Annotated in this window: 14 protein-coding genes; 12 read left to right on the plus strand and 2 right to left on the minus strand. The window is 69.5% G+C overall.

Annotated elements, in window-relative coordinates; translation table 11 throughout:
* The 8 genes from CF68_RS38105 to CF68_RS07430 form a co-directional block, all read left to right on the plus strand.
* On the plus strand, positions 1 to 565 hold a 565-nt coding region (locus CF68_RS38105; protein WP_235205692.1), incomplete at its 5' end, for a 2OG-Fe(II) oxygenase.
* Positions 562 to 1,392, plus strand: a complete 831-nt coding sequence (locus CF68_RS07400; protein WP_235205693.1) for an AraC family transcriptional regulator — start codon at positions 562 to 564, stop codon at positions 1,390 to 1,392. The genes CF68_RS38105 and CF68_RS07400, both read left to right, overlap by 4 nt.
* An 83-nt stretch (positions 1,393 to 1,475) precedes the next feature.
* Positions 1,476 to 2,924 carry a LysE family transporter gene (locus CF68_RS37465; protein ID WP_161786858.1) on the plus strand — a complete coding sequence of 483 codons (1,449 nt, stop codon included), beginning with the start codon at positions 1,476 to 1,478 and terminating at the stop codon, positions 2,922 to 2,924.
* Positions 2,925 to 2,981: 57 nt separating this feature from the next.
* A complete protein-coding gene (locus CF68_RS37005; protein WP_152548465.1) occupies positions 2,982 to 3,299 on the plus strand; it encodes a hypothetical protein in 318 nt (105 codons plus the stop codon).
* 10 nt (positions 3,300 to 3,309) lie between these two features.
* Positions 3,310 to 3,798, plus strand: a complete 489-nt coding sequence (locus tag CF68_RS07415) for a type II secretion system protein (RefSeq protein WP_035817093.1) — start codon at positions 3,310 to 3,312, stop codon at positions 3,796 to 3,798.
* Entirely contained in the window at positions 3,773 to 4,165 is a 393-nt protein-coding gene (locus CF68_RS07420) for a type II secretion system protein (RefSeq protein ID WP_035817094.1), read from the plus strand. The genes CF68_RS07415 and CF68_RS07420 overlap by 26 nt, the downstream gene beginning before the upstream one ends.
* Entirely contained in the window at positions 4,137 to 4,604 is a 468-nt protein-coding gene (locus CF68_RS36065; protein WP_200872537.1) for a type II secretion system protein, read from the plus strand. The genes CF68_RS07420 and CF68_RS36065 overlap by 29 nt, the downstream gene beginning before the upstream one ends.
* A 122-nt stretch (positions 4,605 to 4,726) precedes the next feature.
* A complete protein-coding gene (locus CF68_RS07430) occupies positions 4,727 to 5,341 on the plus strand; it encodes a LysE family translocator (protein ID WP_035817096.1) in 615 nt (204 codons plus the stop codon).
* Positions 5,342 to 5,388: 47 nt separating this feature from the next.
* On the opposite strand, the gene CF68_RS07435 is transcribed toward CF68_RS07430, so the two are convergent.
* Positions 5,389 to 5,931 (minus strand): hypoxanthine-guanine phosphoribosyltransferase, encoded by a 543-nt coding sequence (locus CF68_RS07435; protein WP_035817098.1) that lies wholly within the window; start codon positions 5,929 to 5,931, stop codon positions 5,389 to 5,391.
* A 56-nt stretch (positions 5,932 to 5,987) separates the two neighbouring features.
* Positions 5,988 to 7,382: a signal recognition particle protein gene (gene ffh / locus CF68_RS07440; protein ID WP_035817099.1), complete on the minus strand. Its 1,395-nt coding sequence runs from the start codon at positions 7,380 to 7,382 to the stop codon at positions 5,988 to 5,990.
* Positions 7,383 to 7,523: 141 nt separating this feature from the next.
* On the opposite strand from ffh, the gene CF68_RS07445 reads away from it, so the two are divergent.
* From CF68_RS07445 to CF68_RS07460, 4 genes are all read left to right on the plus strand, one after another.
* Positions 7,524 to 8,462: an inner membrane protein YpjD gene (locus CF68_RS07445; RefSeq protein ID WP_018310678.1), complete on the plus strand. Its 939-nt coding sequence runs from the start codon at positions 7,524 to 7,526 to the stop codon at positions 8,460 to 8,462.
* 6 nt (positions 8,463 to 8,468) lie between these two features.
* Positions 8,469 to 8,771 carry a PP0621 family protein gene (locus CF68_RS07450; RefSeq protein WP_035817100.1) on the plus strand — a complete coding sequence of 101 codons (303 nt, stop codon included), beginning with the start codon at positions 8,469 to 8,471 and terminating at the stop codon, positions 8,769 to 8,771.
* Positions 8,768 to 10,864 (plus strand): sensor histidine kinase, encoded by a 2,097-nt coding sequence (locus CF68_RS07455; RefSeq protein WP_035817101.1) that lies wholly within the window; start codon positions 8,768 to 8,770, stop codon positions 10,862 to 10,864. Before CF68_RS07450 ends, CF68_RS07455 begins: the two co-directional genes overlap by 4 nt.
* Positions 10,865 to 10,889: 25 nt before the next feature.
* On the plus strand, positions 10,890 to 12,169 hold a 1,280-nt coding region (locus CF68_RS07460), incomplete at its 3' end, for a sigma-54 dependent transcriptional regulator (RefSeq protein WP_235205694.1).

Consider the following 12,169-nt stretch of genomic DNA (forward strand, 5'->3'; position numbering starts at 1 on the left):
CCAGCAACTGCTGACCGACGACGAGTGCGATGCCCTGGTGGCGCTATCGCGCGGCCGCCTGGCGCGCTCGCCGGTGGTCAACCCGGACACCGGCGACGAGAACCTGATCGACGCCCGCACCAGCATGGGCGCGATGTTCCAGGTGGCCGAGCACGCCCTGATCGCGCGTATCGAGGCGCGCATCGCCGCCGTCACCGGCGTGCCCGCCGAGCACGGCGAGGGGCTGCAGATCCTCAACTACAAGCCCGGCGGCGAATACCAGCCGCACTTCGACTACTTCAACCCACAGCGCCCGGGCGAGGCGCGGCAGCTTTCCGTCGGCGGGCAGCGCATCGCCACCCTGGTGATCTACCTGAACACGCCCGAGGCGGGCGGCGCCACCGCGTTCCCGCGCGTGGGGCTGGAGGTGGCGCCGGTCAAGGGCAACGCGGTGTACTTCAGCTACCTGCTGCCCGACGGCACGCTGGATGAACGCACGCTGCACGCCGGCCTGCCGGTGGCATCCGGCGAAAAGTGGATCGCCACCAAATGGCTGCGCGAACGCCCGTACCGCAGCGAGGGGTGAGCCACCCCATGGCCGCGCCTGCGGCCACCCGCTGGTGGGCCGACCCCGCGCTGCCGTTCGCCGAAAGCCGGCGCGCCAGCCACAGCAGCGCCAGCTACCTGCCGCATACCCATCCCACCTTGTCGGTCGGCGCCGTCGACAGCGGCACCAGCCGCTTTGCCTGTGGCGACGAAGCGGCGCTGATCGGGCCCGGCGCGGTGGTGGTGATCCCGGCGGGCCAGGTGCATGCCTGCAATCCGGTGCCGGACGGGCGCTGGAGCTACCAGATGCTGCATTTCGATCCGGCGTGGGTTGCCTCCGTGCTGGATGAGGACGGCGCGGCACGGACCGCGCTGCCGGCGTGCGTGACGGAGTCGCCGCCGGTCTACGGGCTGGTCTGCGGGCTGAACCGCGCGCTGTTCTCGGTTGCGGACAGCGTCGAGAAGGAGGCCGCGCTGGTTGCCTTCATCGGCGACCTGCATGCCGCCATCGATACCGACGCGGCCACGCAGACAATGCCGGCGCCCGCCGCCATCTCCGCACGGGTGTCGCAACTGTGCGAGCTGCTGCGCACACGCCACGACGAACGGCTGCCGCTTGCCGAACTGGCGCACACCTGCGGCCTGAGCCGCTATCACCTGATCCGTGCCTTCCGCGCCGAGACCGGCATGACGCCGCACGCCTACCAGCTCGACCTTCGCATCCAGCACGGGCGCCGCCTGCTGCGGCAGGGCGCGGCGCTGGCCGAGGTGGCGCTGATGCTGGGCTTTGCCGACCAGAGCCACTTCCAGCGCGCCTTCAAGCAGCGCGTGGCCATGACGCCGCGCGGCTACCAGCGCGCTGCCTGACCCGGCCTGCCGCTACAGCAACTTTCTTCAAGACCGCTCGCATCCACGCGCACGACACTGCTGGCTCTTCACGGAGGGTCGGCATGGACATGGCTTTCGATCTCGGCGCGCGCGCGCTGCCCTGGCAGCAGTTCGCCATGGTGGCTGGCGCGCATGGGCTGGCGCTGCTCAGCCCGGGGCCGGATTTTTTCCTGGTGGTGCGCAGCGCGCTGGTGCACGGGCTGCGGCGTGCCAGCGGCGTATGCCTGGGCATCGCGCTCGGCAATGGTGTCTTTATCGGCCTGGCGCTGGCCGGCTTTGCCGCGATGCGCGACTATCCGCTGCTGTTCGCGGCATTGCAGTGGGCGGGCTGCGCCTACCTTGCATGGCTGGGCTGGCGGCTGCTGCGCGCCAGCGGCGAACTGGCCATTCCCGCGGCGGACGGCGCCGCGCCCGCGCCGTGGCTCACCCAGCTGGCCAGCGGGTTCCTTTCCGCCGTCCTGAATCCCAAGAACGGGCTGTTCTATGCCAGCCTGTTCTCGGTGCTGGCCGCCAGCCGCACCCCGCCCGCGGTGCAGCTCGCCTACGGCGCATGGATGTTTGCCGTGGTGCTGGGCTGGGACCTGCTGGTGGCGTATGGCATCGGGCATCCGGCGGTGCGCACCTTATTCCTCAGTCATAGCGACCCTAAGCAGGCGGTGGCGCAGATCAAGCAGCTGTTCCGGCCCAAGGAGATCCTGGTCGACGACCGCCTGAACGGCGTGGTGGCCCGTGACAGCGTCGAGACGCTGCAGGCGATCGAGCGGCTGATCCAGGCGCTGGACCTGCCGCAGTCCGAGGTCACGCTCGACGTGCAGGTGCTGGAGGTGGCGCGCAACGACCTGCTCAACCTGGGCATCGGCTATCCCGGCAAGATCACCGGCTCGCTGTCCGAGGCGATCAATCCGGGCGGGCTGGGCGTGCCGGCCAGCGCGCTGCGAAATATCAACGCCGGCAATATCCTGCTCGATGCCGGCAGTCCGCAGGTCACGCTCAACCTCTTGCAGCGCAGCGGCAATACGCAGACGCTGGCCAACCCCAAGATCCGCGTCAGGAACCGCGAGAAGGCCACCATCAGCATCGGCGAGCGCGTGCCGGTGGTGACCACCACCAACGCCAACGGCGTGGTGACCGAGTCGGTGCAGTACCAGGACGTCGGGCTCAAGCTGGACGTGGAGCCCAATATCAGCCTGAGCAACGAGATCAGCATCCGGCTGGCAATGGACGTCAGCAACATCATCAGCGAGACCGTGACGCGCACCGGGCTGATCACCTATGTGCTCGGCACGCGCAGCGCCAAGACCACGCTGACCGCGCGCAACAACGAGACCCAGGTGCTGGCCGGCCTGATCCGCCGCGCCGACATCAAGGCCGGCGAGGGGTTGCCGGGGCTGAGCCGAGTCCCGGTGCTCGACCGCATCTTCGGCACGCGGCAGGACAAGCAGGAGCAGACCGAGATCGTGCTGCTGATCACGCCGCATATCGAGCGCAGCCTGGACCTGCCGGCGTTCTAGGTCAGCACCTTCGCCAGCGGCACTGAGGCGAGGCCCGGCATCCAGCCGCTGGCACTGGTGGCCTCGGAAGGGGTGCGGGTCAGTGTCACGCCGGACCCGGCGGGGGCGGGGCAGGGTGGAGCCCTGCCGCCGCCACTTGCGGTGCCGGCATCGGGCAACTGGCAGCCATTGCCCGCGCCAGGCGCGCCACAGGCGGTGGTGCCGGTGGTGGTGGCGCCGGTAGTGCAGGCCCCGGTGGAGGCCGTGGTGCCGCCGCCCGCGCCAGGCACGGCGCTTCCCGCCGCCCCGGCCAGCGCTGTGCCGGCCACGCCTGTGCCTTCGATGACAGCCCCGCCACCAGGTCGGCTCGGCGAGCCGCCGGCCGCGCCGCGCTAGGGAGGCCGGCATGCGCACGACGCTGCCGCCGGCGCGCGGCTTCACGCTGATCGAGCTGATGGTGACGCTGGCGCTGATGGCGCTGCTCGCCTCGGTGGCGCTGCCACTGGCGGAACTGACGATACGCCGCGCGCAGGAAAACGAGCTGCGCCGCGCACTGCGCGAGCTGCGCAAGGCCATCGACGACTACAAGGACGCGGCGGACGCCGGCAAGATCCAGCGCAAGGTCGGCGACAGCGGCTACCCCCCGTCGCTGGAGGCGCTGGCCGAGGGCGTGCCCGACGCCACCGATCCCGCCGGCGAGCGCCGCCTCTACTTCCTGCGGCGCCTGCCGCGCGACCCGCTGTGCGGCTGCCCCGACGAACCCGCCGCGCGCAACTGGCGCCTGCGCAGCTACCAGAGCCCGCCCGACGACCCGCGCGAGGGCGACGATGTGTTCGACGTGATGTCGCGCAACAACGGCGAGGCGCTGGATGGCACCCGCTACGACCAGTGGTGAGGGCATGCGCCGCCGCGGCTTTACGCTGATCGAGCTGCTGGTGGTGCTGGCCATCATCGCCACGCTGCTGTCGCTGGCCATGCCGCAATACTTCCGCCAGCAGGACAAGGCGCGCGAGACCGTGCTGCGCCACAACCTGGTGACCTTGCGCAAGGCGCTGGACGACTACCGCGACGACCGTGGCAAATCGCCGGAATCGCTCGACGAGCTGGTGCAGCGCCGCTACCTGCGCGAGCTGCCACTGGACCCGGTCACCAACCGGCGCGACAGCTGGGTGTTCGAGCGCTCGCCCAAGGGCGGCATTGCCGACGTCCACAGCGGCGCGCGGGGCAAGGCGCATGACGGGACCGACTATGCGAGCTGGTGACCGCCGCAGCCACGGCTCGGTCTACATCGGCGCGCTGGTGGCGCTGGCTATCCTGGGCGTGATGCTGAGCCAGTTCGGCCTACTGTGGGCCACGCAGGACCGGCGCGCGCGCGAGGCCGACCTGCTTGCGCACGGCAATGAGATCCGCCGCGCGATCGGCGCTTACTACGACGCCAACCCCGCCGGGCAGTACCCGAAGCGCCTTGACGAACTGGTGCTCGATCCGAGGCAGCCGGTGGTCGTGCGCTACCTGCGCCGGGCCTGGCGTGACCCGCTGACGGAAGGCGGCGAGTGGGGCATCGATCCCCGGATCGGACAACGGCATCGTCGGCGTGTACAGCCAGGCCCCCGGCACGCCGCTGCGCGTGGCCGGCTTTGCGCCCGCCAACGCCGGGTTTGCCGACAAGGCCAGCTATCAGGAGTGGATCTTTGTCCATAAGCCGGAAGCAAACTGACCGGTGGCCGGCGGCGTCCCTGTATCGGCGTATTTCTGTTGAAGTGTACCGGTACTGTACCGTTCTCTGACCTTAGACTGATTCCCTGAATGCCCTGGAGTCAGTCATGGAAGTATCCCAACTCGCCGCCGGAACCGGTGTCTTTGCCGCGTTTGCCGGCTTTGCGCTGGTGTCGTCGATCACCCCCGGTCCCAACAACACGATGCTGCTCGCGTCGGGCGTGAACTTCGGTTTCATGCGCACGGTGCCGCACTTGCTCGGCGTCAGCATTGGCTTTGCGCTGATGGTGGGGCTGGTCGGGCTGGGGCTGGGGTCGCTGTTCCACGCCTTCCCGTGGACCTGGCAGGTGCTGCGGGTGGTGGCGACGGTCTACCTGATATGGCTGGCGTGGAAGCTGGCCACGGCCGGCGGCGTGCAGGACCAGCAGGTCAAGCGGCCGATGGGCTTCTGGGCCGCGGCGGCGTTCCAGTGGGTCAATCCCAAGGCGTGGGTGATGGCGGTGGGCGCGTGCAGCACCTATGTGCTGCACGGCAACCTGTGGCTCAACGTGCTGCTGCTGGCGGGGATCTTCGGGGTGGTGAACCTGCCCAGCGTGGCGATGTGGGCGCTGTGCGGCTCGGCGCTGCGGCGCTGGCTGGCGCGTCCGCGGGTGCTGCGCGCCTTCAATATCGGCATGGCCGTACTGCTGCTGGCCTCGCTGTGGCCGATCCTGGGCGCCTGAGGATGGCGCCGGGGCAGGCACCCGGGCGGGTGCCTGTATTCAACTGATCAAACCAGCGCGCGGATCGACCCCAGGTTGCGCCAGTAGCCCTTGGCGTCCATGCCGCAGCCAAACACATAGCGGTCCGGCACGGCAAAGCCGCAGAAGTCCGGATGCATGGGCTTGATCTTGGTCAGCGTCTTCTCGCACAGCACCGCGGCGTGGAATTCCTTGGCGCCCATGTCCATGATGCGCTCGCGGATCGCGGCCATGGTCTCGCCTTCATCCAGGATGTCGTCCAGCACCAGCACCACGCGGTCCTTGACCGACTCGCGCGGGGCCACGCGCCATTGCATCTCGCCGCCCACGGTCTTGTTGTTGTAGCGCGAGAGGTGGATGTAGTCGAACTCCAGCGGGAAGGCCAGCTTGGGCAGCAGCATGCCGGTGAAGACCACCGCGCCGCCCATCACCGACAGCACCAGCGGGAAGGCATCGCCCATCTTGGCGGTGATTTCCGTGGCCATGCGGTCCAGCGACTCCTGGACTTCCGCGGCGGAGACGATTTCTTCGGAGTTGGCCCACAGCTCGCGGGCCTGTACGGCGCTCATCATGATGTCTTTCCTGTTCTTTTGCGGGGGAAGGCAAGTCGGGTTGCGACGGACGGATTCTAGCGGTTGAAGAGGCCCTTCATGCCGCCCTTCATCGCGCCCATCTGGCGCATCATCTTCATCATGCCGCCGCCCTTGAGCTTTTTCATCATGGACTGCATCTGGTCGAACTGGTTGAGCAAGCGGTTCACTTCCTGCACCGGCACGCCGGCGCCCGCGGCGATGCGGCGCTTGCGGCTGGCCTTGATCAGCTCGGGCTTGGCGCGCTCGATGGGCGTCATGCTGTTGATGATGCCTTCCATGCGGGCCACCTGCTTTTCCGCCTGATCCATGTTGGCGCCCTGCGCCTGCTGGGCGAACTGCGCCGGCAGCTTGTCGACCAGGCTGCCCAGGCCACCCATCTTCTTCATCTGGCCGATCTGGGCCTTGAAGTCTTCCAGGTCGAAGTCACCGGTCTTCTTGATCTTCTTGGCCAGCTTCTCGGCCGCTTCCATGTCCACGCCGCGCTGGGCTTCCTCGACCAGCGCGAGGATGTCGCCCATGCCCAGGATGCGCTGGGCCATGCGGTCGGGGTAGAAGGGCTCCAGGCCGTCCAGCTTCTCGCCGACGCCGACGAACTTGATCGGGCGGCCGGTGATATGGCGCACCGACAGCGCCGCGCCGCCGCGCGCATCGCCGTCCAGCTTGGTCAGCACCACGCCGGTCAGCGGCAGGGTGTCGTTGAAGGCCTTGGCGGTGTTGACCGCGTCCTGGCCCAGCATGGCGTCGACCACGAACAGGGTCTCGGCGGGCTTCAGCTCGGCGTGCAGGGCGGCGATTTCCTGCATCATCAGCTCGTCGATACCGAGCCGGCCGGCCGTGTCGACGATCAGCACGTCGTGGTAGTGCTTGCGCGCCCAGTCCACCGCCGCGCGGGCGATGTCCGCCGGCTTCTGGTCCGGCTGCGACGGGAAGAAGTCAGCGCCGACTTGCTCGGAAACCGTCTTCAGCTGGGCGATAGCGGCGGGCCGGTAGACGTCGCACGAGACCGTCAGCACCTTCTTCTTTTTGTTTTCCTTGAGCCACTTGGCCAGCTTGCCCACGGTGGTGGTCTTGCCGGCGCCCTGCAGGCCGGCCATCAGGATGATGGCGGGCGGCTGCACGGCCAGGTTCAGCTCGGCTTCCTTGTTGTTGCCGCTGGCCGCGTCGGCGCCGCCGATCACGGCGGTCAGCTCGCGCTGGACCACGCCGACCAGGGCCTGGCCCGGGGTGAGGCTGCTGACAACCTCCTCGCCCATGGCCTTTTCCTTCACGCGGGCAACGAATTCGCGCACGACCGGCAGCGCCACGTCGGCTTCGAGCATGGCAAGGCGCACTTCGCGCAGCATCTCGGCGGTGTTGGCCTCGGTCAGGCGCGCCTCGCCGCGCATGGTCTTGACCACACGCGCCAGGCGTTGAGTGAGATTGTCCAGCATGGCAGGAATCGGGGGAGAAGTCGGAGCAGGGCTCGGGGCTGAAATCGGAGGCAGTCTTGCACACGGGGCGGGCCTGGAACACCGGTTACACCGGTTCAAGCGGGCCGCCACCGTCCGTGGGCACTAAGGTAAACTGCGTAAATGGTCATTGTACTGTATGCCCTGACGGCACTTCTCTATTGCGGCCTGGCCTATCACGGCTGGGCCACGCGCCATCCACGCGTTGCCACCGCTGCCGGCCAGGCAGGGGGGGCGACCTCGGCCGTGCTGGTGGCCGGCGGCGGCCCCATCCCCCCGGCGGGCGGCGCGCACGGCGAAGGGCGCCCGGCCTGGTGGCACGTGCTGATGCTGGCGGCGCTGGCCAGCCACGGCTTGCTGCTGCATGAAACCATCTTCCCGGCCGAGCGCATGATGTTCGGCTTTGCCTTTGCGCTGTCGGCCATGCTGTGGCTGGGCGTGGGCATCTACTGGATAGAAAGCTTCTTCTTCTCGCTGGCGGGCCTGGGCCTGATCGTGATCCCGGTGGCGCTGGTGGCCAGCCTGATGCCGCTGGCCTTCCCCGGCTCGCAGATCCTGGGCTACGCGGCGCGGCCGCTGTTCAAGCTGCATTTCATCATCGCCAACGTGGCCTACGGGCTGTTCACGCTGGCGGCGTTCCACGCCTTCCTGATGCTGCTGGCCGAACGGCGCCTGCATGGCTTCCGGCACGCGCCGGCGCGGCCGCCGGAGCAGCAACCCAGCGAATGGCTGGGCCGCTGGCTTGACCTGCTGCCACCGCTGCTGACGCTGGAGAAGCTGCTGTTCCGGCTGATCGGCGCCGGCTTTGTGCTGCTGACGCTGACCATCGGCTCGGGCCTGCTGTTCTCTGAAGAGCTGTTCGGCCGCGCCTTCCGGCTGGACCACAAGACGGTGTTCGCGCTGATCTCGTGGGCCATGTTCGGCGGCATCCTGGCCGGGCGCATCTTCCGCGGCTGGCGCGGCAAGGTGGCGCTGCGCTGGGTCATCGCCTCGTTCGGCATCCTGCTGCTGGCCTATGTCGGCAGCCGTTTCGTGATTGAAGTCGTCCTGCATCGTCTCTGATTCCCCATGGCACGTATCCTGATCCTGCTGGCCGTGGTGCTGGGCGTCATCTGGTGGCTGCGCGCCCGCGCCGAGGCGCGGCTGGCTGAGCATCGCGCACGCCAGGCCCGCGAAGCCGGCGAGCGCACTGCCACCGACGGCCCGGCCGACGCCACCGCCGAACCCATGGTCCAATGCGCCCAGTGCGGCGTGCACCTGCCGCAGGGCGAGGCCATTGCCTGGCGCGGCCTGCACTACTGCCGCCGCAGCCACCTGCCTGACGAAAGCCGGGCCGAAGGCAGCGACAGCAGCAGCGGCCCCCGCCCATGACAGAGCCGGCGTCGTCGGGCTGGCAGCGGCTGAACGCCTGGCGCGGCCTGGCCCAGCTGTGGCGCCAGCCCGAACCGCCTGACTTCCACTGGCGCCTGCTGCGCTATTTCTGTTGGACCCGCGTGGCCGTGGGCTTGCTGCTGGTCGGCTTTGCGCTGATGCGGCGCGGCGAGCCGGCCACCACCACGGCCGCCATCCCGACTTTGCCCTTCGGCCTTGATGGCCTGGGCGGCATCGAGCACGCGGCGGCCATGACCGTCACCGTGCCCTACCTTGCCATTGCCGTGGCGATGCTGGCCGGCACGCTGTGGCGCCGCCACTTCCATCTGCGCGTGCGGGTGCAGGTGCTGGCCGACCTGGCCCTGCTGGCGCTGGTCTTCAGCGTGCTGGGGCGGGGCGGGCAGGCCGAGGGCCTGGCCATGATCTTCCTGCTGCCGGCGCTGGAAGCCGGTGCACTGACAAGCCTGCTGTTCGCGCTGTTTGCCGCGGCGATCTCCGCGCTGGTGGTGATGAGCGGGCCCTTCATGCACACCATCCTGCTGCGCCAGGCCGATGCCGGGCTGCTGGGCTCGGGCCTGTTCGGCCTGGTGTTCATGATCGCGGCGCTGCTGATGTATATGTTGGCCAACCGCCAGATCGCGCAGGAGCGGCTGGCGCTGGCGCGCGAGCAGGAGCTGCGCCTGCAGCAGCTGGTCAACCGGCTGATGGTCAACGACATGCAGGACGGCGTGATGCTGGTGCGCGCCAACGGCGCGGTGGTGGCGGCCAACCCCGCGGCGGTGGTGCTGCTGGGCGTGCAGCCGCATGAGCGCATCTACTCACGCCGGCTGGGTGGTGCGGCAGGGCAGGGCGGCGAAGCCGTGCTGTTCGACCTGCGCCGCATCCCGCGCCTGCAGCCGCTGATGGAGATGCTGCGCGACTGGCTGCACAGCAAGGACGACGTGCCGCGCATCCTGCAGCTGCTGCCGATGGCGTCCGGCACCGCGCTGGCCGACGGCACCATGCAGCACACCCGGCTGCGGCTGCGCTTTGTGCTGCCGGGGCTGGCAGGATTGCGTTCGACCATGGCGCATGGCCGCACCGTGCCGGCTACGCTGGATACGGCCGCCTGGAGCGAACTGTCGCCCGAAGCCGCCGGCCGCCTGCGCCTGGCCATCGCCCAGAACGAGGCCATGGCCTGGTCGCAGGAGGATGAGGCCCTGTTGCGCAACGAGATGCGCGACACCGTGCTGGTCCATATCGAAAGCTGGGAGCGCATCGCCGAGCAGGTGCAGCAGGAAAAGCTGGCCGCCATGGGCCGGCTGGTAGCCAGCATCGCGCACCAGATCCGCAACCCGCTGGCGGCAATCAGCCAGGCCAGCGAGCTGCTGGGCGACTCCGGCCGGCGCGACCCCGCCGCGCAGGACCATGGCGGCGCCGATGTCGATATCGATGCCCGCCTGCTGCGCATCATCAATGACAACGTGCGCCGGCTGGACCAGGTGGTCTCAGACGTGCTGCAGATGTCGCGCCGCCCGCGCACCGGCCGCAGCACCGTGCACCTGGCGCAGGCGCTGCCCGAGATCGTCGAGCGCTGGCGCGCCGAAATGCGCTCGCGCCGCCCACGCGCCGGCGAAACCCGCCCGGCGGGCCGGGCCGACATCAACGCCAATGCCATCCGCCTGACCGTGGACGTGGCCCAGCCCGTGGTGTTCGACGCCTCGCAGCTGCAGCAGGTGCTGGGCAACCTGCTGGACAATGCCTGGCGCTACTGCAGCCGGCTGCCAGGCTCGATCCGGCTGCTGGCGCATGCGCTGGACCAGCACCACGCCGAGCTGATCGTCTGGAACGACGGCGCCGAAGTCGCGCGCGAGCACCAGCGCAGCCTGTTCGAACCGTTCTTCACCAGCAACGCCCAGGGCACCGGGCTGGGCCTGTTCATGGCGCGCGAACTGTGCGGAGCCAATGACGCCCAGGTGCGCTACGGCGCCATCGCCTTGCCGGCGCTGCTGGAGCGCACCGGCATGCTGGCCGCCGCCGCGCGCGATACACTGCCGGCCAAGGCTTTCGTGCTGACGCTGCGCATCGAGAGTGCCGATGCGGCCGCCGCCTGACCTGTCCCAACCCAGCCACCACCCCATGCCACCCCGAATGTCCCGAGCGCCCGATCCCATCCTGGTCATCGACGACGAGGCCGACCTGCGCGAGCTGCTGGACATCTCGATCCGCCGCATGGGCCATGACGTGGTGCTGGCCGGCTCCCTGGCCGAGGCGCGCGAGAAGCTGGCGCAGGGCCGCTACAGCCTGGTGCTGACCGACATGCGCCTGGGCGACGGCCTGGGCATCGAGATCGTGCGCCAGCTGTCGGCTGCGCCGGAGCGCATCCCGGTGGCGGTCATCACCGCCTACGGCAGCGCGGACAATGCCGTGGAAGCACTCAAGGCCGGCGCCTTCGACTACATCGCTAAGCCGGTCTCGCTGGAGCAGCTGCGCAGCCTGGTGCTGAACGCGCTGGGCCGCCAGCAACGCGACAGCACCGATGCGGAAGCCACCGCGGCAGAGCAGGCCGCCGACCGCGCCGCGGCCCTGCTGCCCGGCCATTCCGCCGCCATGCAGGAGGTGCGCCGCTCGCTGTCGCGGCTGGCGCGCAGCATGGCGCCGGTGGTGATCAGCGGCGAATCCGGCAGCGGCAAGGAGCGCGCTGCGCGCGCCATCCACGCCACCAGCGGGCGGGCCGCGCATCCCTTTATCGCCGTCAACTGCGGCGCCATCCCCGAGAACCTGATGGAGTCCGAGTTCTTCGGCCATGTCAAAGGCGCCTTCACCGGTGCCGACGGGGAGCGCGGCGGCTTCTTCCAGGCCGCCAACGGCGGCACGCTGCTGCTCGACGAGGTGGCCGACCTGCCGCTGCCGATGCAGGTCAAGCTGCTGCGCGCGCTGCAGGAGCGCCGCGTGCGCAAGATCGGCGCCAGCCGCGAAGACGCCGTCGACGTGCGCGTGATGTGCGCCAGCCACAAGGACCTGGCCGCGATGGTGGCGGCCGGGCAGTTCCGGCAGGACTTGTACTACCGCCTGAACGTGCTGGCGCTGCGCATGCCCACGCTGCGCGAGCGCGGCGAAGACATCCCGGTGCTGGCGCGCGCCATCCTGGACCACCTGGCGGTGCGCTACGGCGACCCGCGCCCCAAGCGGCTGTCGCCTGCGGCGCTGCAACGGCTGGTGGCCTATCCCTTCCCCGGCAACGTGCGCGAGCTGGAGAACCTGCTGGAGCGCGCCTACGCCTTTGCCGAGAGCGAAGAGATCGAGCTGGCCGACCTTGGCCCGCTGGACGCCGGCGCCGAGCGCGCCGGGATGATGCATGCCCCCGCGCCGGCGATGGCGCCCACCAACTATTACGCCCCCTGGGGCGCCGCAGGCAT

Origin of the sequence: Cupriavidus sp. SK-4 (assembly GCF_000611125.1) — a bacterium.
Lineage (GTDB): Bacteria > Pseudomonadota > Gammaproteobacteria > Burkholderiales > Burkholderiaceae > Cupriavidus > Cupriavidus necator.